This is a genomic window from Flavobacterium agri (assembly GCF_013401995.1).
Lineage (GTDB): Bacteria > Bacteroidota > Bacteroidia > Flavobacteriales > Flavobacteriaceae > Flavobacterium > Flavobacterium agri.
Genome location: NZ_JACBJI010000008.1, coordinates 153,327 through 179,694 on the forward strand (window position 1 = coordinate 153,327; position 26,368 = coordinate 179,694).

Here is a 26,368-nt window from a genome sequence, read left to right on the forward strand (position 1 = left end):
TGCCACTAGCCCGACGGCGGCAAAACCGGACTTGACTTTTCCAGAAACTATCTTGCCGCCGGCACGCCCAAAAAAAAGAGCCAAAACTTCACAGCTTTGACTCTTGCTTCTTGTTTCTTTTATCTTAAATCACCTCACTCGCTTCCTTCAATTTCTCTGTATTGTTCACGAGTTGAAGCTCATCGATCACTTTCTGGATCGCTCCGTTCATCACGTTGTCGAGATCGTAAAGAGTCAATCCGATGCGGTGATCGGTCACGCGCCCTTGCGGATAATTGTACGTGCGGATCTTGGCCGAACGGTCTCCAGAAGAAACCTGTGACGAACGTTTCGCCGCGTCTTCTTCCTGCTTTTTGGCCAGTTCCATTTCGTAAAGGCGCGAACGCAATACGGCCAAAGCCTTGTCCTTGTTCTTATGTTGGGATTTCTCGTCCTGGCACTGTGCGACGAGACCTGTCGGGATGTGCGTCATACGAACCGCCGATTTGGTCGTGTTTACCGATTGCCCGCCCGGTCCCGATGAACAGAACAAATCGATACGCACGTCGTTCATGTCGATCTGCACGTCGAATTCCTCGGCTTCGGGCAATACCATCACGGTCGCTGCCGATGTGTGGATACGGCCTTGCGTCTCGGTTTGCGGAACGCGTTGCACGCGGTGTACGCCGGCTTCGAACTTCAAGGTTCCGTAAACATCTTCTCCGCTGACTTCAAAAATGATCTCTTTAAATCCGCCTGAAGTACCTTCGTTAAGGTCGACGACAGATGTTCTCCAGCCTTTGTTCTCGCAGTATTTGGTATACATGCGGTACAAATCTCCGGCGAAAATCGAGGCTTCGTCCCCACCGGTTCCGGCGCGGATCTCGACCATGACGTTTTTCGCGTCTTCGGGATCTTTCGGGATCAGCATGAACTTGATGTCTTCTTCGAGTTGCGGAAGGCGTTCATTCGCTTCTTCAAGTTGCATTTTGGCCATTTCGGTCATCTCGGCGTCGCCGCCGTCAGCAATGATTTCTTTGGCTTCGGATATGTTGCCAAGCACGTTCATGTACTCTTCGCGCTTTTCGACGAGAGCCTTGAGGTCCTTGTATTCTTTGTTCAATTGGACGTAACGCTTTTGGTCGGCGATGACATCGGGTTGGATGATCAAGTCCGAAATCTCGTCAAAGCGCTGTTTTACAAACTGTAAACGGTCTAACATTGGGTTGCTGTATGCTGAAATTAGGGCGCAAATTTAGTGAAAAATGTTGATTGTTCGGCGGCTGGAATTCTAGTTGTTTTGTTAATTGAAGATTTAGGAAAATGTGTGGAAAAACTGGAAACAGGTTTGGATGGAAATCGTTATTTTTAGACCTCAAAGGTTTTGAAAACCTTTGAGGTCTGTAGCAAAAAATTCCAAATTTCAACCTCATGCAAAACTTCGACTGGACCAAATTCACGATCCGTATCGCTATAAAGGCAGACAAACAAACGCTTTACGACGCATGGGCAAAGCCATCCGAAATCGAAAAGTGGTTTTTGAAAAGCTGTACCTATTCCGACAACGGGAACGCGATCGGCAAAAACGGATCCGCTTCGGCAGCAAACGATTACGAATGGCGGTGGTGGCTGTATTCGGAAGTCGAGAACGGCAAAATCAAGCAAGCCGACGCAAGCGACCTTTTCAGTTTCTCGTTCGCCGGAGATTGTTTGGTCGAAGTCAAATTCAGCGAAAAATTCGACCACACCGTCGTTGAACTCACCCAAAGCAATATTCCCGAAGACGACGCCTCGAAAAAGAATTACCGGCTTGGCTGTCACGACGGCTGGAGTTTCTACCTCGTCAACCTCAAATCAGTTTACGAAGGCGGACTCGATTTGAGAGGAAAAGACGACCGTTTTCCACCTTACGTGAACGGCTGATGGAAATCCGATTCGCGATTCCCGACGACTTCGAAGCAGTTTATGCGTTCATCAACGAGCTTGAGGATGAGATTATGGATGCACAAATCCAAAGGAAGATTTTTACCCAAAACCTTTCCAATCCCGATATTGTCTATTTGTTGGCCTTTTCAGGCGGAAAACCTATCGGATTCCTGAGCCTTCACATCCAAAACCTTTTGCATCACGGCGCGCCGATTGGCGAAATCCAGGAAATGTACGTTTCGAAAGAAGCCCGAAGTCTTGGTGTGGGAAAGCTGTTGGTCGACGAAATCAAACGCATCGCGAAACAGCGCCAAATCCCGCAACTCGAAGTCACGTCGGGCTTTAAACGCGAAGACGCGCACCGTTTCTACGAACGCGAAGGTTTTGCGCATACCCATAAAAAATTCACCTGGAAAAATGACATTGAATAAAGTACATCATATTGCGCTTATCTGTTCCGATTACGGCATATCAAAGAAGTTTTATTGCGACATTTTGGGTTTGGAAGCCGTAAGGGAAACTTACCGCAAGGAACGCGATTCGTATAAATTGGATCTCGCCCTGAACGGAGTATACGTCCTCGAATTGTTCTCATTTCCGAATCCGCCGAAACGACCGAGTTATCCCGAAGCGGCCGGTTTGCGCCATCTCGCGTTCGAAACCGACAATCTCGATGAAACCGTTCGCGATCTTTCCTCGAAAAACATAGCTTCCGAACCAATAAGAATCGACGACTTCACCGGAAAACGCTTTACGTTCATTTCCGATCCCGACGGACTTCCGATCGAATTCTATGAAAAATGATATGGTTAATCTGTAAGATTCGGTACGGCCAAAACCGTAATTTTATTCGAAATAAATCTGAAGGACATGAAATCAACGAATCAAATCGTATCGCTTGCCGCCGCGTCACTTTTGGCCATCGGCGTGAGCAGTTGCAAATCGGACACCAAAGAAGCAGAGGACGAAGTGGTCGAAGCCACACAGGAACAAGCCGAAGCCACGGCCGAATATGAAAACGCCAAAGCTGCCGACACTTCCGATTATGCCGTACTCAAGGCCGGCACCAAAAAACTGATCGCCGACAACGAGAAGCGCATTGCCGAATTCCGCGTCAAAGCCAATTCTGAAACGGCCGAGAACAAAGCCAAACTCAACGCCAAAATCGACAAGCTCGAAGCCAGGAACAACGAGCTTAAATCGGATCTCGACAAATTCGGCGACAAGGTCGATGAAAAATGGGATGCGTTCAAGGCGCGCGTCGACAAAAGCGCGAACGACATCAAGACCGACATCGACAACTATAAAAAAGAGCACAATTACGATTGATGCCTTTTTGGATTCTGTAAAAAAGCACGACCTTTCCGGATATGAATTACCAACAATATCAGCCTTCGGAAAGGTTGTCGCCTTTTGTAAAATACCTTTGGACACTCGAAAGCTCGAGTGACGATGCACCTCATTCGCGTGAACGCGTTTTCCCCGACGGTTGCATCGAGCTGCTTTTCCATTATGGCGACCTGTTCACCAAATTTGACGAAAACGGGACGCAGATCCTGCAACCGCGCAATTTCATCCACGGACAGATCAGGAATTTCATCGAATTGGAAGCGACGGGCAAAGTCGGAATGTTGAGCGTTCGCTTTCTCGCGGCGGGCCTGCATCCTTTCGTCGATTTTGATGTGGACACGATAACGTCGAAAATCCTTTCCGTTTCCGAAGCTTGGCCAGACGGAGCATCTCTCGAACAAAAAATCGCCGATTGTACCGATAATTCCCAACGCATCGCGATCGTAGAGGAATTCCTGGTTTCAAAACTCGATCTTGAAAAGTACGACAAGACCGTAGCCGATTGCGTCCAAACGATTTCAGATGCCGGCGGAAACATTTCGATCGAAACGTTGGGCGAGAAATTCCACGTGAGCCCGAGACATTTGGAAAGGCGTTTTTTAAAAGCCGTCGGTTTGTCGCAAAAAGTTTTTTCAAGAATTGTCCGTTTCAACCAGGCGCTTAGCCTCATCGAACAGAAAGATTTCAGTACGTTTTCGAATGTGGCTTACGATGGCGGATTTTACGACCAGGCACATTTTATCCGTGATTTCAAGGATTTGACGGGATTGAATCCAAAGCAATATTTTTCTGAAAATCTCGAAATGGTCAAATTCTTCAACCTCGGATAAAGTCGGATTTTTACAATTTTCGAATCGCGCCAAAAACCATATTTGCAAAAACACATCGACATGAAAAAAATTACGCTTACCCTTATGACTTTGGCCATCTTAGGATGTTCCGACAAAAAGAAGGAAACCGAACCCGCTTCTGAAGCCAAAACGTCCGTGGCTTCGAATCTCGACGACGCGAAATGGCTGCTCGGAAAATGGCAGGACGTTTCCGAAGAAGGCACGCTTACCGAAACCTGGACACCCGAATCAGACTCTTCGTATGCCGCGACGAGCTTTTTCATTACCGGAAAAGATACCGCTTTTGCCGAAACCGTGCGTTTGTCGCATCGCGACGGCAACCTGATTTATATCGTGACGACAAAAAGTCAAAACGACGAGAAACCTGTAGAGTTTGCGTTGACTTCGGTTTCGGATAAACAACTCGTTTTTGAAAATCCGAAGCACGATTATCCGACCAAAATCACGTATGAGAATTATGGCGATTCTATGAAAGCTTGGATTTCGGGCAAGAAACTCGGGGTCGAGAACAAAGAGGAATTTCCGATGAAGAAGGTGAAGTAAGTCGAAAAAATTCCAAATTCCAAATTCCAAATTCCAAATTCCAATCGGTTTTTATAAAGAAGATTCCGACCAAATTTGGCAATAAGCACGCGTTCGTTTTCGTTAATCAATATAAGAACTTGCCGTCTAAAATTTCGACGGCAAGTCTATTTCCCTAACCTTAAAAACGAACACCATGGCAGAATTGAACACAGGTGCCGCGAACGAAGGCGCCAAACGCAAAATCCGCAGCAAAAAATTGAGTTCGAGAGTCGATCTTACGGCAATGGTCGATCTGGCTTTCCTGCTCATCACGTTTTTCATGCTGACCACTTCGCTCACCAAACCTCAGGCGATGGATTTGACTATGCCCGCAAACGGCGAATCATCTGCCGTAGACGAAAACCGCACCATGACCGTACTCATTGGCGAAAACGGACAATTGAAAAGCTTTATGGGAATGGCCGCGAACGCCAAAACGAAAGAGTTGAAAGCGGGAACATCGGGTTTCAGGCAAGAAATTTTGGCAAACAAGAAAAAAGCGCTTGCCTATTCGGCGTCAATCGGTAGACCTGAAAGAGGTCTTATCGTATTGATCAAACCGGACACGAAATCGAATTACCGCAGTTTGGTGGACGTACTCGACGAAATGGCGATTTCGGGCGTACAGACGTATGCGATCACCGATCTGACCAAAGAAGAAAAGACGCTGCTCAAACCCGAAAAATCCTAAAACAAAAAACCACCTTTTTACGGGTGGTTTTCTTTTTTCATCAATTCCTCTCGGGAATGTTCTGCAGGATTTCCAACACGAATTTCCAATATTTCTGTGCCGAGGAAATGCTCGCACGTTCGTCCGGGCTGTGCGCGCCGTGTATCGTCGGGCCGAAAGAGATCATGTCCATTCCCGGATAGTTCGTGCCCAAAATTCCGCACTCCAATCCGGCATGGCAAGCGACGACTTTCGGTTCGTCACCGTTCTGTTTTTTATAGACGTCGACGAGTACTTTGAGGATTTCCGAACTCACGTTAGGTGTCCAACCCGGATAACTTCCTGTAAAAGTCACTTCGTATCCGGCCAATGAAAATGCAGCTTTCAACGCATTTGCGAGGTCGAATTTCGATGATTCCACAGATGATCGCGTCAAACATCCGATCATGATTTCACCGTCTTTCACCAAAACGCGCGCAATGTTGTTGGAAGTTTCGACCAAATCTTTCATATCGGCACTCATGCGATATACGCCATTATGAGCCGTATAAAGCGCCAAAATCAGTTTTTGTTGGGCGTCGACAGACATTACCTTATCTGGCGTATCAGTCTTTTCGATCACGATCTGCAGATTTTTCTCGGTAGTCGCGAATTCTGCCTTGATATCGGAAACCGTCTTTTCCATATCTCCCAAAAACTCGTCGACTTTGGCCTGCGGAAGCGCGACGACCGCGACACTTTCACGCGGGATCGCATTGCGCAAACTTCCGCCGTCGACAGAAGAAACGCGCAAATCGAATTCTTCGAAAGTCTCGAACAACAAACGGTTCATGATTTTGTTCGCATTGCCCAATCCTTCGTGGATCTGCATGCCCGAATGCCCGCCGTTCAAACCTTTTACGGTAATTTTATATCCAGATGTATGCAAAGGCGCATATTCCCTTTCGTACGAACCTTTGGCCGTCACGTCGACTCCGCCTGCGCAACCGATGTCGATTTCGTCGTCTTCTTCGGTATCGAGATTGAGCAGGATTTCGCCTTGAAGAATGCCGCCTTTTAAGTTCAATGCGCCCGTCATGCCGGTTTCTTCATCGACTGTAAAAAGCGCTTCGATCGCCGGATGTGCAATGTCTTTGGATTCGAGAATTGCCATGATCGTAGCCACGCCAAGACCGTTGTCCGCTCCGAGTGTCGTGCCTTTGGCCTTGACCCAATCGCCGTCTACGTACATGTCGATGCCTTGTGTGTCGAAATCGAACACCGTATCGTTGTTCTTTTGGTGCACCATGTCGAGGTGGCCTTGCATTACGATTGATTTGCGGTTTTCCATTCCCGGAGTCGCGGGTTTGCGGATGATCACGTTGCGGATTTCGTCCTCGAAAGTTTCAAGTCCGAGCGAGTTGCCGAAGTTCTTCATGAATTCGATCACGCGCGCTTCCTTTTTCGAAGGACGGGGCACGGCGTTCAGGTCGGCGAATTTGTTCCAGAGCGGTTTGGGCTCGAGGTTTCTGATTTCTGACATTTTACTGATTTGTTGATTCGAAGTTTATCTGCGCAATGAAACTTTAGCACTTTGGCGCCAAGCACTTCAGCACTGCGTAAAGTTACAAGTTGTTATCTTTACAGGAAAGTGATTGTCGCCTTATGCACAAAAAATATAGGTTGCCGGTATTTCTTTTGGCACAAATTATTGTAATTCAAATCCTTTCGATTTTCCCCGAATTTGTAGAAAAGTACTACAGCAACGGCTTGTATGTCTGGATTTCATCGGCAGAAAGATGGCTTTTCGGATGGATTCCGTTCTCATTCGGCGATATACTATATGGTGTCGTAATCCTTTTTCTGATCCGATGGTTGTGGAAACGCCGCAAAACCTGGAAAATCCAATGGAAAGACAATCTTCTCAAACTCGTCGGATTCGTATCTGTATTCTATTTCCTGTTCAACCTGTTGTGGGCGATGAACTACCATCGTGTGAAATTGCCCGAAAAAATGGGTTTCGGCACCGAATATTCCGACACCGACCTGCTCGCCTTCACCCAAAAACTTATCTCCAAAACCAATGCTTTACATCTCGAAATCACTAGAGATGCGAACGCTAAAGTCGTAAATCCGCACAACCAGGAAGAAATATTCGTACTCAACCATTCGGCTTACGAAAAATTGGCGCATTCGTATGCGTTCTTTTCTCCGGGAAAACCGGGCGTCAAAAAATCGCTGATCAGTTTACCGCTGAGCTATATGGGTTTTTCGGGTTACCTGAATCCGTTTACGAACGAAGCGCAGGTGAACGATTTGGTCCCGATGTATTCGTTTCCGGCAACCTCATCGCACGAAATGGCGCACCAAATTGGGTATGCTAGTGAAAGTGAGGCGAATTTCGTAGGTTTTTTGGCTGCAATCGGCAGCGATGATGCTTATTTGAGGTATTCGGGATATACGCTCGCGTTGAAGTATTGCCTGCGAAGCATCGAAGCGAGAAACGAAAAAACCGCTTTGGATTTACTGAAATCGATCAACCCCGGAATCCGAAAAAACTTCAGGGAAAGCAAAGTGTTCTGGGAAAGCTACGAATCATTCGTAGAATCGGGATTCAAATTTTTCTACGACAATTTCCTAAAGGCGAACAAACAGGAAGAAGGTTTAGAAAGTTACAGCCGGTTTGTCGACCTGATGGTGAATTTTTACAGATCGCGACCTTTATAATATTCAAAACATCCTGACCATCATATGGATATTTCTACAAAAAAATTGGATGCGCTTCCCAAAATCGGCGAACTCAACGACCTCTGCCGTGCTTTGGCCACGCTTGACGCCATTTTGTGCCGCGAATGGGCACAGCGCTACTATTCGTACAACAATGCGTGGGACAAAAAAGCCGGTGAAGAAGTCTTCCAGATGCAAAACGGCCAAGGCGACGATTTCTTCATATTGTTCAACTCCCATGGCGCGATCATCAACGGGTTCGCCGTCGAAAGCGAAATGAGCGAATGGTACGAGCGCGAAGTGAAACCCACGACTTTCACCGAAAAACTCAGCAGCCTTTTCGGCAAAAAGAAAAAAGCGTTTCTCGAACAAGACGTCTGGAAAGGCATAATCGATTCGGTTCCCGAAGAATTTCGCGAATTCATTACCGAAGAACCCATAAAATCCAAAGGGACGACGTTCTGCGTCTGGCGTAAATTCAGCGACGACCGATGGAAAATAGGCGAAATCGAATTCCCCGACAGCGAATACCGAGACGGAAGCCAGGATTTCCTTTATATACTCGACGACAACCCGTCGACTTATCGTGAATGGGCGCTCGAATATTACGAAATCGAGCCATCACGATTGACTCTCGAAATGGTAAAACACGTTTACGACCACAAGTCGGTAAACCAAGAATTCGTGCTGGCAATGAATCCGGTGATTAAAGATTGGGACGAATTGGCGAAAGATCTCGACGAGATCGGTTATGCGCATACGATCGGCATGGAGCAGCAAAATCCATTGGAAGGCCCGACATTCTTCGAAGGCGTTACGGAAGACATTCTAAATCCTGTAAATCTCGAACCGCACGAGTGGCGTAAGAAACTCAAATCGACCATAGGCGGTATGAAATTCCGCATCAAATATTATGGGAAACAGCATCAGGAATACCCGAACCTGATCGTCTCTACCGACTTCGCTCCCGCTTTCGTGGTCGCCGTCTGTGAAACCTCGGGACAGGAAATCACGTTGTTCGACGGCTGTAGATTCGGTTACAACGCGTTGTTCTGCGACACTTTTACCCACGAACAACTCCACGACCGACCTTTGGACCGTTTCTACAAAGACGCAACAGGAAACGAGGTTTTCGAAATCGTCATCTCTACTTACAACGGAATCGACTACGATGACGAGTTCGGCGATCTCGTCGATGAAGACGGGATGATAGAACTTGCGGATGGTTCGCTTACCGAATTCGACACTGCCAAACGCGACGGTTTCGATACGATGCAGGTTTGGATAACCGATAACCGAGGTGAAACGTACGAATTGATTTCGGAAGAACTCGCCTGATATCATTTGTCGACTTTTGGCTATTCCAGCATAGAATCAATCGATTGGGATATTGTTTTGCAATCACTTACATTTATGAAAATCTAACGGCAAATCAAATTTCAAATCTAAAACTACAATGGAAAACGGATCAAACGACATCAGCAAATGCCCGTTCCACAACCAGCAAAACGTTGGCGGAGGCGGCACTCGGAACACCGATTGGTGGCCGAACCAACTAAAACTGAACATCCTTCGCCAAAATTCGTCCTTGTCAAACCCTATGGACAAGGATTTCAACTATGCCGAAGCGTTCAACAGCCTTGACCTTGAAGCGGTTAAAAAAGACCTGCACGCACTCATGACCGACTCCCAAGATTGGTGGCCGGCCGATTTCGGGCATTACGGAGGGCTTTTCATACGTATGGCGTGGCACAGCGCGGGCACGTATCGAGTCGGTGACGGACGCGGAGGCGCTGGAGCCGGACTGCAACGTTTCGCTCCACTAAACAGCTGGCCCGACAACGTGAGCCTCGACAAAGCGCGCCGGTTGCTTTGGCCGATCAAACAGAAATACGGCAACAAGATTTCGTGGGCCGACCTCATGATCCTTACCGGAAATATCGCGCTCGAATCGATGGGTTTCAGAACGTTTGGTTTCGCCGGCGGACGCGAAGACCTTTGGGAAGCCGACGAATCGGTTTTTTGGGGTTCGGAAACGACTTGGCTCGGTAATGAAGACCGATACCGTCAAGGTGTAGAAGGTGTCAGCGGTCGCGGAATCGTTTCTTCGGACGAGGATGCCGACGGAGCGATCCATTCGCACGGTCTTGAAAAACCGCTCGCCGCCGCCCACATGGGACTTATTTACGTGAATCCCGAAGGTCCGGACGGAAATCCGGATCCGATAAGAGCCGCGCACGACATTCGCGAAACCTTCGGACGAATGGCGATGGACGACGAGGAAACCGTAGCGTTGATCGCCGGCGGACACAGTTTCGGAAAAACACACGGAGCCGCTTCGTCCGATCACGTAGGCAAAGAACCAGAAGCCGCCGACATTGGCTTACAAGGTTTCGGATGGCAAAATAATTTCCAATCTGGAAAAGGCCCGGACACGATTACGAGCGGACTCGAAGTGATCTGGACGAAAACACCGACGCAATGGAGCAACAATTTCTTCGAAAACCTGTTCGGGTTCGAATGGGAGTTGACCAAAAGCCCCGCAGGCGCACACCAATGGGTCGCCAAAGACGCCGATTCGATCATTCCCGATGCGTACGACAGTTCCAAAAAACACAAACCGGCCATGCTCACGACCGACCTTTCGCTAAGATTCGATCCGGCTTATGAGAAAATTTCGCGCCGTTTCCTCGAAAATCCAGACCAATTCGCCGATGCTTTCGCACGCGCGTGGTTCAAACTGACGCATCGCGATATGGGGCCGATCGAGCGCTACCTCGGGCCCGACGTACCTAAAGAACGACTGCTTTGGCAAGATCCGATACCGGCTGTCGATCACGAACTGGTGAATCAAAACGATATTTCAGATCTGAAATCAAAAATAGTAGTATCGGGATTAAGTATATCCGAGCTCGTCTCCACCGCTTGGGCATCGGCCTCGACTTTCCGTGGGTCGGACAAACGCGGAGGCGCGAACGGCGCACGCTTAAGGCTTGAGCCTCAAAAGAACTGGCAGGCGAACAATCCAGCCCAACTTCAAAAGGTATTGTCGGTATTGGAACGCATTGCGCAGGAATTCAATTCGGCTCAAAACGGCAAGAAAATATCGTTGGCCGACCTTATCGTTTTAGGTGGTTGCGCCGCGGTAGAAAAAGCCGCAAAAGATGCCGGACAAAGCGTATCGGTAACGTTCAGGCCAGGTCGTACGGATGCTTCGCAAGAACAGACCGACGTCGAATCTTTCGCTTTTCTCGAGCCTGTGGCCGACGGTTTCCGCAATTACCGCAAATCGAAATCGTCTGTATCTACCGAAGAATTCCTTATCGACAAAGCGCAACTCCTCACGCTTTCAGCTCCGGAATTGACGGTATTGGTCGGCGGAATGCGCGTATTAGACACGAACTTCGACGGATCGAAGCACGGCGTATTCACCTCGACGCCGGGCCAGCTTACCAATGATTTCTTCGTGAACCTGCTCGACATGCGTACCGAATGGAAAGCCGCTTCCCAGGACCGCGAACTTTATGAAGGACGCGACCGCACCACGGGATCGGCCAAATGGACTGCCACGCGCGCCGACCTTGTTTTCGGCTCGAACTCGGAATTGCGCGCCATAGCCGAAATTTATGCGAGTGCCGACGCCAAAACCAAGTTCGTTCAGGATTTTGCCAAAACATGGAGCAAAGTCATGGAACTCGATCGGTTCGACATCAAAAAATGATAGGATTTCCTCAAAATAAAAGGCGCTCTTGTAGTGCCTTTTTTTGTTTCCCAAAGTCCGATATGCGATTCCGTCCGAATTAACGTTGGTAAATGTTTTACGGAACTTAAATTTTGACCAACTTTAAGCCTTAATTCGTTTCGCTTTTTTCGATGAACCTAAAATTGCAACATTTCTTTTCTACACTGGCCTTGGCCTTGATGTGCGCACCGCTTTTCGGGCAATCTTATTCCCAAAAGGAATTGGACAGCCTGCAAGACGTGTTGGTTTCGAAAGAAAGGAAAGATTTGCGCCAGATCGTCGAATTGGGTAACCGAATCGCGCGCAATAGTAAATCGGACAAGCAAAAATTCGAGGTCTATTCTTTTGTTTCGGAAGTGTACTTTTCGCGCAACGACATTGATAAATCGGTCTTTTATCTTTTCAAGGCCAAAGATGCGGCCGAAGAATCGGACAATCCGGGACTTTTGGCGCAAGCTTATGGCTCGATCGCGAATCAATATTCGTATCTGAATTTGACGGAAAAAGCGCGCAATTACTTGGATTTGGCGCGTAAACAAATCGAACGCCTGCCTGAAGATTCGTATAAACACAAGCTCAAGGCGCTCGCTTATCTCGAACTCGGCAACCTCGATTTCAACGACAAGGAGTACGCCAAGGCCAATGCGAGTTACACGCAATCGTTGCGCGAGTTCAACAGCATGTCCGACAAAAAACAGTTGAACCTGTATCACTTCCGACGTTCGTTGTACAACATCGGGAATTCATACTATTACCTCACGAAATCGGATTCTGCCGAAATTTACCTGAACCGTGCCTTAGCGATAAAAGACATACAGAATCCCGACCTCAAATATTACATCTATTCGACGCTGGCCGAAGTCTATTCGCAGAAGAAACAGTATTCGCGTGCCATCGACACCTTACAGGCCGTGATAAAAGACAGTGCATTTGCCATCAATTCGCTCAAGACCGAAATTTACCTGAACCTTGCCTCGAACTACAAAAGCATAGGCGACGACCGCAATTACTCGCTTTACAACGAAAAGTACATCGCGTTGAAGAATGCCGTGACTTCGCAGGATCTCAAAGCGATCAACACGGTCATTGATGCCGAGCACGACGATCTGAAATCGCATATCAAACGTTCTGACGACAAAATCAGGTGGTTGGTATATTCCGTTGGAATCGTCGTCATTTTGAGCATCATCGTGTTGATAGTGGTCAACTTGAGGAAGAAAAAGGAAAAGCGCATCTACCAATCGATCATCGAAAAATTAGAAAATCAGGTCGCGGCGTTTGCGCAAGCCGACGAGAAAGATCTCGACACGCCAGAGGAAGAACCGCGCTATACGATATCTCCTGCCGTTGAACAAGCTATTTTGGAAGGTTTGCAGAAATTCGAATCGGAACAACAATACAGAAACGCCGACTTGACGCTTCCGAACCTTGCGACGCAGCTCAAGACGAATCCGGCCTATCTGTCGGCGGTGATCAAAAACAACAAGCACAACAATTTCAACGGTTACGTAAACGAGCTGCGCATCCGGTACATTTGCGAAAAACTACACGGCAATCCGGAATACCTCAATTACAAGATCAGTTATCTGGCCGAAGACTGCGGTTTCGTATCGCATAGCGCTTTTTCTACCATTTTCAAGAAAGTGACGGGTATTGCGCCTTCGGCATTCATTTCCCAAGCGCGAAAAAATTGATTAGAAGCACCTATTCATTTCCAATACTTTATCTGTTTTTTGAATGAGATTATCTTTTGAAATATCGAATTTCGAAAGAGATTGAAGCTTGCGGCTTTTTCTTTTCGTCTACTTTTAGCGTTTTCCAAAAAACGACACAACATGAAAAGAAAATTATTTTTGGCTTTGGCCTTGATCGGCAGTTTTTCCTCCTTTAGCCAGGATGCCTGTTCTTTCGGAACGGTTTCAGACCAGACCGGCATAGGCGAAAACATTTCTACGGGAGGCGCTTTCGAATACAGAGGCGCAGCGGACTTCACAGTTCCTTTCGGCACGACGTATACCGCGAACCAAATCACCGTAAATGTAATGAAAGGACCGGCGGCTTTCGGATACGTAAACGTCGCTTTTCGCCATGGGGACGAAGGTTTTCCGGGCGACATCATCGAGACGTTCGACAATTTGACACCGACTTCGGAAGTCCTCGTTTATAATGTTGAAGGCGAAAGTTTCAGCGTGTACACGATCACGCTCGATTTGCCCGAAGCGGTGATTTTTGAAAAAGGTACTTACTTTTTGGAAATGTCGGCCAATCCTACAGACGAAAACGGTGCATGGTGGGAAGTCACGGCACAGGAACAGACATTTGGTAATTTCGACTACGTAAAATTCGAGGACGAACCTTGGGGCGGCGCCGGATATTACAACAAAGTATTCCAGGTTATAGGAACGTGCGCGCCTTCGGGAGAAGAACATCCCGATTACGGAGACGATTGTTCACAGGGCAACTTTTCGTTGCTTCACGAAAACGGCGTACCATTTATTGTTGCGGGTGGAGTCGTTTCGGTCGCAGACGATTTTACCGTAGCCGAAAACACGACGTTCCACCTGACGCATTTCAACATGTCGACGTTGTTGCTCGGCGGAGGTCTTACCAACGCCACGATCAACATCAGGACTTCTGAAGGCGGCGCACCAGGGCAAATCGTGCAATCGTTCACGAACAAAGGGCCGGCATACGAACGTTACAATGGTTATTGGCCTTTCCCGGGCTCGCCTTTCGACGTGGCATCTATCGTCATCGATTTCTCTTTCGAAAACGAGCCTGTAACACTTGGTGCGGGTACGTATTTCATCGAAGTGATCCCGACCCCTAATGCTGCCGAATTCCTCACATGGGAATTGACTTCTGGCGGCGGTTTAGGCGGAAATTCCTACACCTCTTACGACGGAGGTTCGACTTGGGATGCCAATCAAGGCGTCAACCAGATTTTTAGCGTGAGCGGATATTGCGAACAAAATCTTGGAACGGATTCTCCCGACCAATCTGCCGTCGGATATTATCCGAATCCCGTAACCGACGTTTTGCATCTTACCGCTGCTTTGCCCATAGAAAAAATGACGCTTTACGATCTTGAAGGACGAAAGATACGCGAGTATGCGAACCCGTCCGAAAATATCAATCTCGAAGGTTTGTCACAAGGCATGTACGTGGCCGTTGTGAATCTTTCCGACGGTTCGGTTTCCAATTTGAAAATCATCAAGAAATAATAACCGCTCAACACAACTGCAATGTTTGAAAAGGATCGCTTCGGCGGTCTTTTTTTATTGTAATCGTACGCATAGTCTTGAAGTTCCAATTCACTACCTTCGTACGGATTCGCATATAAAACCCTAACCTGAAATGAATACCGTACTCATCATTTTATTTGTTCTCACCGGCCTGATCGGCTTATTGCTGTTCTTGGCATTGTTCGTCAGAAAGGAATATGACGTGAGACGTGAAGTCGTCATCGATGCACCCCAACCGAAAGTCTTTGACTTCATCAGGCACCTCAAAAACCAGGACGCCTTCAACAAATGGGTGATGGCCGATCCTGAGATGACACGAAATTTTACAGGTACGGACGGCACGCCGGGCTTCATCTACGCATGGAAAAGCGACAAGAAATCGAGCGAAGGCGAACAGGAAATCAAGGCGATCACAAACGACAAGACCATTGAAACCGAAATCCGATTTACCGGACCTTTTGTAGCCGTCGCCTATGTGGATATGACTGCCGAACCCATATCGGACAACCGCACCAAAGTGACTTGGGGCAATAAAAGCCGCATGAAATACCCAATGAACATCATGGTTCCGCTTGTCGAGAAAATGCTTGCAAAAGATATGGATACGAGTCTGGACAACCTCAAAAGGATTTTGGAAAGCTGAACCCGAGTTGTCCTAAACCTCGTCGCTCGTAAAAGCCACAAAACTCTTTTTCTTATACGGCCTCACGATCAACCTACCTTCTCGATCGAACCTCACGTAGTTATATACCCAATTGAGGAAAACCATGGCTTTGTTGCGGAACCCGATAAGCGAGAACAAATGCACGAACATCCACACGAACCACGCGAAAAACCCGTAAAAATGCACTTTGGGCAAGTCGACGACGGCTTTGTTGCGCCCAATCGTGGCCATTGAGCCCTTGTCGAAATAATCGAACGGCTTCATGATTCTTCCCTGCACGAGACGCACGATATTTTCGCCAATGTGCTTGCCTTGTTGGATTGCGGGTTGTGCCATTTGCGGATGCCCGAACGGATATTCGGGAGTTTCCATCTGTGCGATGTCGCCCACGGCAAAAATATTTTGGAATCCTAAAACCTGACCGAATTCATTTACCCTGAACCGTTTGGCCTTGACATCTGTTGCCGATTCCGGGAATCCGTTTATCATCGCGCCCATCACGCCCGCGGTCCAGATGACGGTTGCAGATTCTATCGAAAGGTCTGTATTGGTAGAGATCGTACGCCCGTCGTAACCCGTCACACGTACGTTCTTGAGAATGTTCACGCCCAATCGCGACAGGAATTTCTCGGCGTGGGCCGACGATTTTTCGGTCATCGTATTCAAGATCCTGTCGCCCGATTGTATCAGGTTGATCTGCATTTTAGAAATGTCGAGGTCGGGATAATCCTTTTGCAGGATGGCTTTTTTCATTTCGGCGAGAGCGCCAGCGAGTTCAACTCCGGTAGGACCGCCGCCGACTAGCGAAAAATTCATCAGAAAAGCGCGTTCGCGTTCGTCTTTGCTCAAAACCGCCTGCTCGAAATTCTCGAGGATGAGGCTGCGGATGTTGAGCGATTGGGAAATCGTCTTCATCTGCATCGAATTGCGCTCGATTTCCTTGTTGCCGAAGAAATTGGTCTTCGAACCCGTGGCGATCACGAGATAATCGTAATGCAACGAACCGATGTCGGAAATCACGCATCCGCTTTTCGTATCGATTTCGCTCACGCGCGCCAAGCGAAAATAGAAATCCTTGTAATCGTGTATGATTTTCCTTACCGGATACGCGATCGAACCTGCCTCGAGCCCGCCCGTCGCGACCTGGTACATCAAAGGCTGGAAATTGTGGAAGTTGTGCTTGTCGATGAGCACGACCTGACAATTCTTGTTTCGCAACTTGCGCGCGAGATGGATTCCGGCGAAACCGGCGCCGATGATGACGATGCGGGGAAGATTGGTTTTTGGGATGTTCATCTTTAAAGTGCCTGAGTGCCCGAATTTTTGTTTTCGTTAGACTTAAAGTTACGTTTTTCAAATGATGTTTCGGGTGGTTTTGACGATTTGTTAAGATGTTGAAAATCCAGTGTTTGCCAGAGATTCTATTGAACGATGCGGCAAATGTGCTACGGATTTCCGCCAGCGATTGCAGCGAAAATCCTTTTGCCCGAAAATGTTTGTTTTGCCGGTTTGAGGCAGCGACCGCAGGAAGCTCGCCTCAAACTGTTGCAAAACAGCATTTTCGGGTGAAAGATTGCAGCGGAAAGCGCGGTGCTTGCAGGCGGCATAAAAATCTCAGCCACTTTTCCCTATCTTGTAACAAATTTCACCAACCAACCACTAACGCTCACATGAGTGACGCCCTAGAACAGGATTTCGTCCGCCAGTTGCGCGAGAACCAGAACATCATCCATAAGATCTGCCGTTTGTATACGTCGGGTGAGGATGCGCACAAGGATTTGTTCCAGGAAATCACCATACAGTTGTGGAAGGCGTACCCAAAATTCAGGGGTGACGCCAAATTCTCTACCTGGGCTTACCGCGTAGCGCTCAATACCGCCATCACTTTGTACCGCAAGAGCACGCGTTCGGTCGCGACGACTGAATACGACAGCTCGCGCCATTTCATCCGTCAGGAAGATTACAATTATGAAGAGGAAGAACAGATCAAGCTCATGTATCAGGCGGTGTACCAATTGAACGACATCGAGAAGGCATTGGTTTTCATGTATCTCGAAGACAAGGATTACGCCGAAATATCGGAGACGCTGGGCATAAGTGAAGTGAATGCGAGGGTGAAGATGAACCGTATCAAAACGAAGTTGAAAAAAATACTAAATCCGTAGTTATCATGGACGAACTGGATTTGCTGAAAAAAGACTGGAAGCGCAACGAGAATGCGTTCAACCAGATTAGCGAGAAGGAGATCTACGCGATGCTCCACAAAAAGTCGTCGAGCATAGTCAAGTGGATTCTGATCATCAGCATTCTCGAAGTTTTGTTGTGGACGGCCATGGGCATGCTTCCGAATACCGACGAATACCTCGACAAGATGGGTCATGCCGAGTATGCCGACTATTTCCAGTGGTTCAATTATTTCAATTACAGCGTGATTTTGGTGTTCATTTATTTGTTCTACCGAAATTATGTGGCGATCTCTACGACGGCTTCGACCAAAAAACTCATGGACGACATCATCCGCACGAGAAAAACCGTGAATTATTACGTTTGGTACAATTTGTCGATGATCGTACTGAGTTTCATCGTCGGATTCATCATCGCGTTCATCTGCAATCCCGACGTGGACCAATTGCGACAAAAAGTACAGGAAGACGGCAGGCTTATGGCGTTGCTCATCGGGTTTCTTGTGGTTATCGTGGCTGTGATCGCGTTCCTCGCGTGGCTTTTTTACCGATTGGTGTACGGTATTTTCCTGCGCAAACTATTGGCCAATTATAAAGAGCTCAAAAAAATCGACTTATGAAAAAGTACCTGTTGTTTGCCTCATTGCTGGCTTTTGCATCCCTAAACGCACAAGCGCTCGAAAAATCGCTGCTCTGGAAAATTTCGGGCAACGGATTGACGCAACCGTCCTATTTATACGGAACGATCCATTTGACATGCGATGCGACGCTCGAACCGTCGGCCGTCAAAGCCATGGAACAGACTCAACAATTGTATCTGGAACTCGATATGGACGACCCTTCGATCCAATCGGCGATGATGAGCGCGATGGTAATGACGGGCGGCCAAAAGATGACCGAACTCGCCAAACCCGAAGACGTGAAGATCGTAAGCGATTACCTTCAGAAAAACCTGGGCATGCCGCTCGAGATGATGAATCCGGTCAAGCCGATTTTTGTCTCGATGATGTTCCTGACCAAACTGCTCGATTGCCCGATCCAATCGGTGGAAGAAAACCTGATGAAGCTGTCGGCCGCCCAAAAAGAAGAAGTGTTCGGACTGGAAACGGTGCAGGAACAAATGGCCACGCTCGATGCCGTGCCGTATAAAGAGCAAATGGCCGAACTCGTGAAGTCGGCCAAATCAGATCTGGAAAACGACAAGAAAGAAACCAAAATGCTCGCCGATCTCTACAAGGCCAAAGACATTGAAGGCATGCTCAAAGCCGCGCGCGAATCGGAAAACGTGACGACTTCAAAATACGAAAACGAGCTGCTCACCAAGCGCAACAAGAACTGGATTCCTAAAATCGAGAAAATCGCAAAAGAAAAGCCGACATTCTTTGGTGTCGGAGCGGCTCACTTGGCAGGCGACAACGGCGTGATAAAATTATTGCGCAAACAAGGCTTCAAGGTCGAAGCTGTAAAGTGATCAGTTTTCAGAATCGAGTGCTAACTTTTCAGTGAACTCGTAAGCACCTTTTTCGTTGAGATGTCCGCAGTTGAAAAACAAAGAATCGGGCAATGCGGCAGAATAATCGCGTAATCCGGGCAATTTCGACTTGAGTTTCTTCACATAATCCAGATTTTGGGTTTGGCTGCACAAAGGCGCACAAAACAGCACGAGTTTGATATCGCGAGCCTTGCAGATTTTTTCGAATTCAAGCAACGTCGCATTCGAATCGGAAATGGTTTTGGGTAATTCGAGCGGACTTAATTTTTCGTTTCCGGGCTTGGCTTCGAATCCGTCGGAAAAATCGATCCTGTTCTTTTTCCCAACTGCCGAAAAGAAAAACTCGCGAAACCCGATTGCATAATCGGCCGAAAGATAACGGTAGAAAGGCAAATAATAAGCGGCTTTGAAATCAGGAAGTTTTGACTGGAGATGTGATTTCACCACTCCGTTCCTGATAAAAGGCAATGCAGCCGAATTGGCGATGTTCGAAACGCCTTGTTTTTCAAAAAGGTAATCGACCTGAAGGTAAACCGTTTTGATACGGACTTTTCTGTCGAGCAAAAGTTTCAATTCCAAAAGATTGTCCTCGAAAACCGCACCTTCAATGCCAAGGTTGACGGCACTTTCACCGGTAATCCTACTGAATTCTGAAGATACGATATGGTTCGCCGTCCTTGACGATCCGAGGAAAACATTGTCGATTTCGTGCGGTTGCATCGCAAGGATATACTGGAATTTGTTGCGAGCTGGAGCCTTTTCGAAAGTAGCCGTGTACAGCCAATCGGCCAAATAGGCCAAGGTAACGACCGTCAATAGTATAAGCGATACATATTTGAGAAAGCCCTTCATCAGAATTGGAAATAAATGAAATCGCTGGCTTTGGAATACACGCCCCAAAGCAACAATCCGATCACTATTACGACTAGTTTCAAATATCGGGATTTGCCAAAAAACGGATGCTCGCCCAATCGCGAATGCCATTCGAACCAAATGAAGAACAGCAATAACGGCAACAGTTCGGGCGAATAACGGTCAATCCCGAGGTATTGCATGCCGCCATTGAAATCGAAAGATGCCAGCCGCTTGAGATACGAAAAGGCTTGGGAAACGCTTTCGGATCGGAAGAAAATCCATGCGATTACGGCCAAAACGAACGTCAGCATCATCCTCAAAAACTCTGAAACCGTAGGAAAGTTGCGGTCTTTGGCCACGATTTCCAAATGATTGCGGTTGCGGTTCGACACGAGCAGCGGCAGGAAATACAAAGCGTTGAGAAATCCCCAAAACACGAACGTCCAATTCGCGCCATGCCAAAATCCGCTCACGAGGAAAATGATGAACGTATTGCGGATTTTCATCCACATACCGCCACGGCTGCCGCCAAGAGGCACATATAAATAATCGCGGAACCAACTCGAAAGCGAAATGTGCCATCGCCTCCAAAATTCCGCAATGTCGCGTGAGAAATACGGATAATTGAAATTGCGCAGCAAATCGATGCCGAAGAGTTTCGACGTGCCCAAAGCGATATCGGAATAGCCGCTGAAATCGCCGTAAATCTGGAAAGCGAAATACACGGCTCCAAGTGCTAATGTCAATGAATTCGACGAATCGGAATGGTCGAAAATATAATCGGCGTAAGTGGCGCAACTGTCGGCAATCACGATTTTCTTGAAAAGTCCCCAAATGATTTGGTGCAAACCGTCTATCGCCTTTTCGGATTTGAAAATACGAGGCTTCTTGATTTGCGGAAGCAAATGCGTGGCGCGTTCTATCGGACCGGCCACGAGCAACGGAAAGTAACTCACGAAAAGCGCGTAATCGACAGGATTGCGTTCGGGTTCGATGCGATCTTTATAAATGTCGATCACATACGAAAGCCCGTGAAACGTATAAAACGAGATACCGACGGGCAAAATGACCTTCAAAGTCCAAAAATGGGCTTCAAACCCGAAATTGGACAGGAATTCGGCAAACGAGGTCGCGAAAAAATCGTAGTATTTGAACACGCCCAGAAATCCGAGATTGATGCCGACGCTAAGCCAAAACCAAAACTTTTTCGTTCTCAGGTTATGCGATTCGGCCATTTTGAGCCCCGTAAAATAATCGAGTCCAGTCGAAAAAAGCAGTAAGAAAAGAAAGCGCCAATCCCAACAGGCGTAGAAGAAGTAACTGGCCGAAAGCAGGAAAACATTCTGGATTTTGAGTCCTTTTCGAGCCAAAAGCCAATACACGCCAAAAACGACCGGCAGGAAAACGAGAAACGCCAACGAGTTGAAAAGCATGCAGGATTTGGCTTAAAGGCCGCAATATCGGAAATAAAAACCGATGGTGGAATTTTCGCCTGACATCAAACTTAAGCACTTGAGCTCTAATAACGCCATTCGCGTTTTTTGTTCAACTCTTCCTCGGCGGCGCGTTCTTCGGCCGGAATCACCTTGAGCAGCGAAGGATGCTGTTCTATCGCCCATTCGATTTTTTCGACGATCTGCTCTATCGTCTCGTTCTCGTAATCGATGTCGAGAGGTGGTTTTATGATGAACGATTGCAGAATGCCTTTCTTTTTCATGCGCAAGCCTTTGCGGTCGAACGAACGTCGGAACCCGTCGATGACAATCGGTACGACTATGGGCTTGTACATTTTGATGATGTGCGCCGTTCCTTTCCGCACGGGTTTGAACGAACGCGTCGTGCCTTGCGGGAACGTGATGACCCAACCGTCTTCGAGCGCGATCTTGATATTTTCGGTATCGGCAGGATTGAATTCGCGTTTGACTTCCTTGCCTTTTTCGCGCCACGTCCTCGATACGGGAATCGCTCCGGCGTAAGCGAGTATTCTGGGCAACAGTCCTTCGGAAATCGTTTCTTTTGCGGCGACGTAATAAATATTGAGCTTAGGACTCCACAAATATCCCACGTTTTTTATCGTATCCTGACGACCTTTAAGACTTGCGTTGAATACATGGAACATGGCCACTACATCGGCGAAATACGTTTGATGGTTCGAAATGAAAAGCACGTTGCGCTCGGGCAAGGTCGGGATGATTTCTGAACCGTCTATCTGCAAGGCGTTGAATCCGTGATAGCGCCTATGGGTGAGCAGCCCGAAAATCAGGATCATCCAGCGTTTCAAGAACAGTATATGCCCGAAAGGGTTGCGTTTGAATAAGCCCATTAGCCTAAAAAGTAAGCTGCAAACTTACGAAAAACTCAAGTCTTGACAACCGCCTTTATCACTTCCTTGAACTCACTGAGAATCATGGCCGTAGCACCCCAAACGATATGTTCGCCTATTTGGAAACCAGGCACATTGGTGCGGTTCGCATAAGACGTCTCCATAACCATTCCGGTTACCGTTGCATCGTCGAGGAAAAGGTCCAATTCCACCTCGATTATTCCGGCCACTTCGCGCGGATCTGGCTTGAAAATCGGAGGTTCGCTGCAATACGCCAGAAACGGGAATACGATGAAATTGCTCGGAGGAATATAAATTTTCGACAATTCCCTTACGACGGTTACTTTGTCTTTCGAAATCCCTACTTCTTCACAGGTTTCGCGCAACGCCGTTTCCTGATACGACTTGTCTTCTTTTTCCTTTTTTCCGCCCGGAAAAGCGACTTGCGAAGAATGGACGCCTTTGTAAGCGTTTCGAAGGATCAATACGAAATACGTTTTGTCGTTCCGCGGATAAAGCAACAACGTCACGGCTGCGGTTCTTGCGTTGGGATTGTTCCAGTCGAAATTTTGCATGAGGCGCGCTCTTTCGGGTGGCGACATTTTGGCGTGTGCCGTTTCGCCCAAGAGTTCGGCCTTCTGTATTTCGGGTAGTAATTTGAGGAAATCTTGAAAATCCATATACGAGGTAAGAGGCGGTCTAAGATAGGAAGATTTTGGAGAAGCTGCGGAAATTGGGTTAGCCACGAATGACACGAATGACACTAATTCAGAATTTATGAAGTTCGTGGCATTCGTGGCACAACATCCAGACAGCATAGTTTTAGTCGCAAATGACACTATTTGGATTGGCGAAATTCGTGGAATTCGTGGCAAACACCTAAAACCCTATCTTTGCCCGACAACCCAAGCACTATGTTCAGCAAAGAAGAAGCACAACGCATCAAACGCGAATTCTGGATCGCTTTCGCCGAAAAATATCCGCGCAAGTGGCTACTTTACGATACCAAAATCAAGGATTTCTCACTCAAGTTCAACGTCGACAACAAAAAAGCCGAAGTCATGATCTCGATAGAAAACCGCGACGACGAAAAGCGTTATGCCTATTTCGACAAATTGCTTTCGCTAAAGACGATCCTTCTCGAAGAACATTTGCCCGATGCGATTTTCGAAAAGGATGTGTATCTCGAAAACAAGACGATCAGCAAAATATGGGTCGAAAAAAGCGGCATTAGCGTAAACAACCGCGCGACCTGGGACGATATTTTCGATTTCTTCAACGAACAAATGAGCGCGCTCGAGTATTTCTTTTATGAGTTCGAGGACTTTATAAAAGACATTTGATCGGAAAGCGGATTGCGTGAGGGATTGAGGTATCTGTCGAAGCTCTTTGCGCAATGCAATGGAGCAAAAGCGACTACCGAAAGCCCGACGGCGGCTTAACGGTTACTTTACCAAAAAACAATTCTCCCAAGCCGCCGGCACGCCCACATTAACATAATTTCCGCAACAGAAGCCGTAACTTTACCCAACCAAAACCTGTGTCATGAATCGAGCCTTGTCGCTTTTTTGTTTGCTGTTCTTCGCTTTTTCGCTCAACGCCCAAAAAAATACCAAATCGGACATCAAAAGACCGAAACTCGTGATCGGAATCGTCGTCGACCAAATGCGTGCCGATTATGTATACCGTTTTGCCGAATATTATGGCGAAGGCGGTTTCAAGCGCTTTTTGAAGCAAGGTTTCGATTGCCGCAACACGAATTACAATTACGTCCCGACGTATACCGGACCGGGTCATGCCGCGATTTATACGGGAAGCGTGCCTGCTTTCAACGGTATCATTTCGAACGATTGGTACGATCGAGGTTGGGGAAAAGGCCGTTATGTAGTCAGCGATCCCAATGTAAAACCGATCGGGACGGAAGCCTCGACGGGCAAAATGTCGCCTGCGAGCTTACTTTCGACAACAGTCACCGACGAATTGCGCCTTTCGAACAACAAGCAATCGAAAGTCATCGGGGTTTGCCTTAAGGACAGAGGCTCGGTTTTGCCTGCAGGACACATGCCGTCGGCCGCGTATTGGTATGACAACACGACCGGAAATTGGGTCACGAGTTCATTCTATACGACCGATTTACCGCAATGGGTCAAGGATTTCAATGCGAAAAAACTCGCCGATTCGTATCTGTCGAAGCCTTGGGAAACGGTTTTCCCTATAGAGAAATACACGCTCGGATTGGCCGACGGAGACAACTACCGCAACAATTTCAAAGGAGAAACGACGGGGAAATTCCCGCATGATTTGGCCGAAATCCGTAAGAATGAGGGGTATGAATTGCTGCGTAAAACGCCGTTCGGTAATACATTTACGTTGGATTTTGCGCTCGAAGCCATCCAAAAAGAGAATTTGGGCAAAGGAAAATACACCGATTTCCTCGCGTTGAGCTTCTCGTCTACCGATTATGTCGGACATCAATTCGGCATCAACGCGATTGAACTTCAAGATACTTATGTTCGTCTGGATCGCGACCTGGAACGTCTTTTCAACTACATCGACAAGAATTTCGGTATGGAAAACGTGTTGATTTTCCTAAGTGCCGACCATGGTGCGGCCCAAACTCCCGATTATTTGACAGACAACGGGATTCCCGGCGGGTTTTTACCCGAGAAGGATTTCCAGAAAAAACTTAACGACTGCATAAGCGAATCTTTCGGAAAAGCCGATTGGATCGAGGATTACGGCAGCCAGCAGATTTACCTGAATTACAAAACGTTGGAACAAAACAAAGTTGAAGCGTCGGCGGTAATCGCCAAACTTCGCCCTTACCTCAAAAAACTTGCGGGTGTTCAGGAGGTTTGGGACATTTCGGATATCGAGAACATCAACGCTTCGGGCAACGAACATCGTCAACGTATCGCGAACGGCATCCATCCGAAACGCTCGGGCGACATTGCGATTATGTTGCAACCGGGCTGGCTTGAAGGCGAATATGCGGCACACAAAGGCACGACGCACGGAAGCGGTTGGTCGTATGATACGCATGTACCGTTGTTGTGGCTCGGATGGAAAATCAAAAACGGATCGTCATCCGCGCCGGTTTCCATCAGCGACATCGCCCCGACCGTAAGCGATTTGTTGAGCATCAGCTTCCCGAATGCGACCGTGGGCAAACCTATTACCGATATGATTACGAAATAATCGTCTTTTGAGGTCGATTTTTACACCCAAAAATGGATTGTATCGCTGCGGATGGGCCGAAAAAGAAAATCAGGAGCGCGTACTTGCGATTTGGATTAAAAAAGCAGATTTCGAGAATATTCTTGACCAGGCCGTTTTCTCATCGTTCAAAACCGAGCATTATCGGGATCAAAACAGCTGGAAATCGGAACTTCAAAACAAAGAAGTGCGGCTGCAATGGGATCCCGACCATGATCCGTATGGCAACAAACTCGAAAGACGTGCGATCCAACTCGGCCTTAAAGGCGACATATTGAAACGATTCTGTACGGAATACGCACAAAAAATCGAAGACATCACGCCTTTCGTACGTGACCAGAAATCAAAACTCGACCAAAATCTTTTACAGGACTTGATTGTTCCGATTGAAACGCCCTATACTCCCGAAAATTCCGCTCTTTTTCAAAAAATAGGATTGGATTTTATTTGATTTGGGCGTGCCGGCGGCGGTTTCCGATGGCGTTTGCGGTGGAAGAAGACGGTTGCGGCTCCTCGACTGCGCTCGGAGCCGCCGTCGGGCTGTCGGCACTCGCTTTTTTGCCGCGAAGCCCGGTATGGGAGGCAGAAGCCCGTCCGGCAAA

The 26,368-nt window shown here is 47.6% G+C and carries 26 protein-coding genes; 19 read left to right on the forward strand and 7 right to left on the reverse strand.

Annotated features, from left to right (window positions below):
• Window positions 1-124: 124 nt before the first annotated feature.
• Window positions 125-1,201 (reverse strand): peptide chain release factor 1, encoded by a 1,077-nt coding sequence (gene prfA / locus HZF10_RS16360; RefSeq protein ID WP_176007306.1) that lies wholly within the window; start codon window positions 1,199-1,201, stop codon window positions 125-127.
• A 209-nt stretch (window positions 1,202-1,410) separates the two neighbouring features.
• Here prfA and HZF10_RS16365 point away from each other — a divergent pair, with 209 nt between their 5' ends.
• From HZF10_RS16365 to HZF10_RS16395, 7 genes are all read left to right on the forward strand, one after another.
• Window positions 1,411-1,902, forward strand: a complete 492-nt coding sequence (locus HZF10_RS16365; RefSeq protein WP_176007307.1) for an SRPBCC family protein — start codon at window positions 1,411-1,413, stop codon at window positions 1,900-1,902.
• Window positions 1,902-2,336 carry a GNAT family N-acetyltransferase gene (locus tag HZF10_RS16370; protein ID WP_176007308.1) on the forward strand — a complete coding sequence of 145 codons (435 nt, stop codon included), beginning with the start codon at window positions 1,902-1,904 and terminating at the stop codon, window positions 2,334-2,336. The genes HZF10_RS16365 and HZF10_RS16370 overlap by 1 nt, the downstream gene beginning before the upstream one ends.
• Window positions 2,323-2,709, forward strand: a complete 387-nt coding sequence (gene gloA2 / locus HZF10_RS16375; protein WP_176007309.1) for an SMU1112c/YaeR family gloxylase I-like metalloprotein — start codon at window positions 2,323-2,325, stop codon at window positions 2,707-2,709. The genes HZF10_RS16370 and gloA2 overlap by 14 nt, the downstream gene beginning before the upstream one ends.
• Window positions 2,710-2,775: 66 nt before the next feature.
• Window positions 2,776-3,234, forward strand: coding sequence for a sll1863 family stress response protein (locus tag HZF10_RS16380; protein WP_176007310.1), 459 nt, complete (start codon window positions 2,776-2,778; stop codon window positions 3,232-3,234).
• 41 nt (window positions 3,235-3,275) lie between these two features.
• Window positions 3,276-4,085 carry a helix-turn-helix transcriptional regulator gene (locus HZF10_RS16385; protein WP_176007311.1) on the forward strand — a complete coding sequence of 270 codons (810 nt, stop codon included), beginning with the start codon at window positions 3,276-3,278 and terminating at the stop codon, window positions 4,083-4,085.
• Window positions 4,086-4,145: 60 nt separating this feature from the next.
• Complete coding sequence (locus tag HZF10_RS16390; protein ID WP_176007312.1) at window positions 4,146-4,649, forward strand: DUF6265 family protein; 504 nt, start codon at window positions 4,146-4,148, stop codon at window positions 4,647-4,649.
• Window positions 4,650-4,824: 175 nt separating this feature from the next.
• Window positions 4,825-5,361, forward strand: a complete 537-nt coding sequence (locus tag HZF10_RS16395; RefSeq protein ID WP_176007313.1) for an ExbD/TolR family protein — start codon at window positions 4,825-4,827, stop codon at window positions 5,359-5,361.
• A gap of 40 nt (window positions 5,362-5,401) precedes the next feature.
• Here HZF10_RS16395 and HZF10_RS16400 read toward each other — a convergent pair whose 3' ends face one another.
• Entirely contained in the window at window positions 5,402-6,862 is a 1,461-nt protein-coding gene (locus HZF10_RS16400; RefSeq protein WP_176007314.1) for an aminoacyl-histidine dipeptidase, read from the reverse strand.
• Window positions 6,863-7,017: 155 nt separating this feature from the next.
• Here HZF10_RS16400 and HZF10_RS16405 point away from each other — a divergent pair, with 155 nt between their 5' ends.
• The 6 genes from HZF10_RS16405 to HZF10_RS16430 all read left to right on the forward strand — a co-directional run bounded on the left by HZF10_RS16405 (window position 7,018) and on the right by HZF10_RS16430 (window position 15,676).
• The gene (locus tag HZF10_RS16405) at window positions 7,018-8,046 is read left to right on the forward strand and encodes a DUF3810 domain-containing protein (protein ID WP_306454602.1); all 1,029 of its coding nucleotides are present in this window, start codon (window positions 7,018-7,020) and stop codon (window positions 8,044-8,046) included.
• A gap of 24 nt (window positions 8,047-8,070) precedes the next feature.
• Window positions 8,071-9,384, forward strand: a complete 1,314-nt coding sequence (locus tag HZF10_RS16410; protein ID WP_176007316.1) for a hypothetical protein — start codon at window positions 8,071-8,073, stop codon at window positions 9,382-9,384.
• A 118-nt stretch (window positions 9,385-9,502) separates the two neighbouring features.
• Window positions 9,503-11,767 carry a catalase/peroxidase HPI gene (katG, locus tag HZF10_RS16415; RefSeq protein ID WP_176007317.1) on the forward strand — a complete coding sequence of 755 codons (2,265 nt, stop codon included), beginning with the start codon at window positions 9,503-9,505 and terminating at the stop codon, window positions 11,765-11,767.
• A gap of 164 nt (window positions 11,768-11,931) precedes the next feature.
• Window positions 11,932-13,482, forward strand: a complete 1,551-nt coding sequence (locus HZF10_RS16420) for a helix-turn-helix domain-containing protein (protein ID WP_176007318.1) — start codon at window positions 11,932-11,934, stop codon at window positions 13,480-13,482.
• A 141-nt stretch (window positions 13,483-13,623) separates the two neighbouring features.
• On the forward strand, window positions 13,624-15,012 hold the full coding sequence (locus tag HZF10_RS16425; RefSeq protein ID WP_176007319.1) for a T9SS type A sorting domain-containing protein: 1,389 nt from the start codon (window positions 13,624-13,626) through the stop codon (window positions 15,010-15,012).
• 133 nt (window positions 15,013-15,145) lie between these two features.
• On the forward strand, window positions 15,146-15,676 hold the full coding sequence (locus HZF10_RS16430) for an SRPBCC family protein (RefSeq protein WP_176007320.1): 531 nt from the start codon (window positions 15,146-15,148) through the stop codon (window positions 15,674-15,676).
• Between the two features lie 12 nt (window positions 15,677-15,688).
• Here the strand turns inward: HZF10_RS16430 and HZF10_RS16435 are convergent, their stop codons facing one another.
• On the reverse strand, window positions 15,689-16,993 hold the full coding sequence (locus tag HZF10_RS16435; RefSeq protein WP_176007321.1) for an NAD(P)/FAD-dependent oxidoreductase: 1,305 nt from the start codon (window positions 16,991-16,993) through the stop codon (window positions 15,689-15,691).
• A 374-nt stretch (window positions 16,994-17,367) separates the two neighbouring features.
• Here HZF10_RS16435 and HZF10_RS16440 point away from each other — a divergent pair, with 374 nt between their 5' ends.
• Genes HZF10_RS16440 through HZF10_RS16450 form a run of 3 tightly spaced genes read left to right on the forward strand, consistent with a single transcriptional unit; the run spans window position 17,368 to window position 19,351 of the window.
• Window positions 17,368-17,862, forward strand: coding sequence for an RNA polymerase sigma factor (locus HZF10_RS16440; protein WP_176007322.1), 495 nt, complete (start codon window positions 17,368-17,370; stop codon window positions 17,860-17,862).
• 5 nt (window positions 17,863-17,867) lie between these two features.
• Entirely contained in the window at window positions 17,868-18,500 is a 633-nt protein-coding gene (locus tag HZF10_RS16445) for a DUF8845 family protein (protein WP_176007323.1), read from the forward strand.
• Window positions 18,497-19,351 carry a TraB/GumN family protein gene (locus tag HZF10_RS16450; protein ID WP_176007324.1) on the forward strand — a complete coding sequence of 285 codons (855 nt, stop codon included), beginning with the start codon at window positions 18,497-18,499 and terminating at the stop codon, window positions 19,349-19,351. Before HZF10_RS16445 ends, HZF10_RS16450 begins: the two co-directional genes overlap by 4 nt.
• On the opposite strand, the gene HZF10_RS16455 is transcribed toward HZF10_RS16450, so the two are convergent.
• From HZF10_RS16455 to HZF10_RS16470, 4 genes are all read right to left on the reverse strand, one after another.
• Window positions 19,352-20,224, reverse strand: coding sequence for a hypothetical protein (locus HZF10_RS16455; protein ID WP_176007325.1), 873 nt, complete (start codon window positions 20,222-20,224; stop codon window positions 19,352-19,354). It abuts the gene before it with no gap.
• A complete protein-coding gene (locus HZF10_RS16460; protein WP_176007326.1) occupies window positions 20,224-21,660 on the reverse strand; it encodes an MBOAT family O-acyltransferase in 1,437 nt (478 codons plus the stop codon). Before HZF10_RS16460 ends, HZF10_RS16455 begins: the two co-directional genes overlap by 1 nt.
• 86 nt (window positions 21,661-21,746) lie before the next feature.
• Complete coding sequence (locus HZF10_RS16465) at window positions 21,747-22,550, reverse strand: lysophospholipid acyltransferase family protein (protein WP_176007327.1); 804 nt, start codon at window positions 22,548-22,550, stop codon at window positions 21,747-21,749.
• Between the two features lie 35 nt (window positions 22,551-22,585).
• Window positions 22,586-23,230, reverse strand: a complete 645-nt coding sequence (locus tag HZF10_RS16470) for an NUDIX hydrolase (RefSeq protein WP_176007328.1) — start codon at window positions 23,228-23,230, stop codon at window positions 22,586-22,588.
• Window positions 23,231-23,464: 234 nt separating this feature from the next.
• On the opposite strand from HZF10_RS16470, the gene HZF10_RS16475 reads away from it, so the two are divergent.
• From HZF10_RS16475 to HZF10_RS16485, 3 genes are all read left to right on the forward strand, one after another.
• Window positions 23,465-23,893 carry a DUF4268 domain-containing protein gene (locus HZF10_RS16475; RefSeq protein ID WP_176007329.1) on the forward strand — a complete coding sequence of 143 codons (429 nt, stop codon included), beginning with the start codon at window positions 23,465-23,467 and terminating at the stop codon, window positions 23,891-23,893.
• A gap of 202 nt (window positions 23,894-24,095) precedes the next feature.
• The gene (gene pafA / locus HZF10_RS16480) at window positions 24,096-25,748 is read left to right on the forward strand and encodes an alkaline phosphatase PafA (protein WP_176007330.1); all 1,653 of its coding nucleotides are present in this window, start codon (window positions 24,096-24,098) and stop codon (window positions 25,746-25,748) included.
• Window positions 25,749-25,755: 7 nt separating this feature from the next.
• Complete coding sequence (locus tag HZF10_RS16485; RefSeq protein ID WP_176007331.1) at window positions 25,756-26,217, forward strand: DUF4291 family protein; 462 nt, start codon at window positions 25,756-25,758, stop codon at window positions 26,215-26,217.
• The last annotated feature ends 151 nt before the right edge of the window (window positions 26,218-26,368 follow it).

Excerpts from the sequence above, each read along its gene's own strand:
- HZF10_RS16435 (WP_176007321.1), bottom strand. The coding sequence starts at position 16,993 with ATGAACATCCCAAAAACCAATCTTCCCCGCATCGTCATCATCGGCGCC.
- pafA (WP_176007330.1), top strand. The coding sequence starts at position 24,096 with ATGAATCGAGCCTTGTCGCTTTTTTGTTTGCTGTTCTTCGCTTTTTCG.
- HZF10_RS16395 (WP_176007313.1), top strand. The coding sequence starts at position 4,825 with ATGGCAGAATTGAACACAGGTGCCGCGAACGAAGGCGCCAAACGCAAA.
- HZF10_RS16390 (WP_176007312.1), top strand. The coding sequence starts at position 4,146 with ATGAAAAAAATTACGCTTACCCTTATGACTTTGGCCATCTTAGGATGT.
- HZF10_RS16425 (WP_176007319.1), top strand. The coding sequence starts at position 13,624 with ATGAAAAGAAAATTATTTTTGGCTTTGGCCTTGATCGGCAGTTTTTCC.
- HZF10_RS16440 (WP_176007322.1), top strand. The coding sequence starts at position 17,368 with ATGAGTGACGCCCTAGAACAGGATTTCGTCCGCCAGTTGCGCGAGAAC.
- HZF10_RS16380 (WP_176007310.1), top strand. The coding sequence starts at position 2,776 with ATGAAATCAACGAATCAAATCGTATCGCTTGCCGCCGCGTCACTTTTG.
- HZF10_RS16470 (WP_176007328.1), bottom strand. The coding sequence starts at position 23,230 with ATGGATTTTCAAGATTTCCTCAAATTACTACCCGAAATACAGAAGGCC.
- HZF10_RS16450 (WP_176007324.1), top strand. The coding sequence starts at position 18,497 with ATGAAAAAGTACCTGTTGTTTGCCTCATTGCTGGCTTTTGCATCCCTA.
- gloA2 (WP_176007309.1), top strand. The coding sequence starts at position 2,323 with ATGACATTGAATAAAGTACATCATATTGCGCTTATCTGTTCCGATTAC.
- HZF10_RS16445 (WP_176007323.1), top strand. The coding sequence starts at position 17,868 with ATGGACGAACTGGATTTGCTGAAAAAAGACTGGAAGCGCAACGAGAAT.
- katG (WP_176007317.1), top strand. The coding sequence starts at position 9,503 with ATGGAAAACGGATCAAACGACATCAGCAAATGCCCGTTCCACAACCAG.
- HZF10_RS16385 (WP_176007311.1), top strand. The coding sequence starts at position 3,276 with ATGAATTACCAACAATATCAGCCTTCGGAAAGGTTGTCGCCTTTTGTA.
- HZF10_RS16400 (WP_176007314.1), bottom strand. The coding sequence starts at position 6,862 with ATGTCAGAAATCAGAAACCTCGAGCCCAAACCGCTCTGGAACAAATTC.
- HZF10_RS16410 (WP_176007316.1), top strand. The coding sequence starts at position 8,071 with ATGGATATTTCTACAAAAAAATTGGATGCGCTTCCCAAAATCGGCGAA.
- HZF10_RS16465 (WP_176007327.1), bottom strand. The coding sequence starts at position 22,550 with ATGGGCTTATTCAAACGCAACCCTTTCGGGCATATACTGTTCTTGAAA.
- HZF10_RS16475 (WP_176007329.1), top strand. The coding sequence starts at position 23,465 with ATGTTCAGCAAAGAAGAAGCACAACGCATCAAACGCGAATTCTGGATC.
- HZF10_RS16430 (WP_176007320.1), top strand. The coding sequence starts at position 15,146 with ATGAATACCGTACTCATCATTTTATTTGTTCTCACCGGCCTGATCGGC.
- HZF10_RS16460 (WP_176007326.1), bottom strand. The coding sequence starts at position 21,660 with ATGCTTTTCAACTCGTTGGCGTTTCTCGTTTTCCTGCCGGTCGTTTTT.
- HZF10_RS16455 (WP_176007325.1), bottom strand. The coding sequence starts at position 20,224 with ATGAAGGGCTTTCTCAAATATGTATCGCTTATACTATTGACGGTCGTT.
- HZF10_RS16365 (WP_176007307.1), top strand. The coding sequence starts at position 1,411 with ATGCAAAACTTCGACTGGACCAAATTCACGATCCGTATCGCTATAAAG.
- prfA (WP_176007306.1), bottom strand. The coding sequence starts at position 1,201 with ATGTTAGACCGTTTACAGTTTGTAAAACAGCGCTTTGACGAGATTTCG.
- HZF10_RS16370 (WP_176007308.1), top strand. The coding sequence starts at position 1,902 with ATGGAAATCCGATTCGCGATTCCCGACGACTTCGAAGCAGTTTATGCG.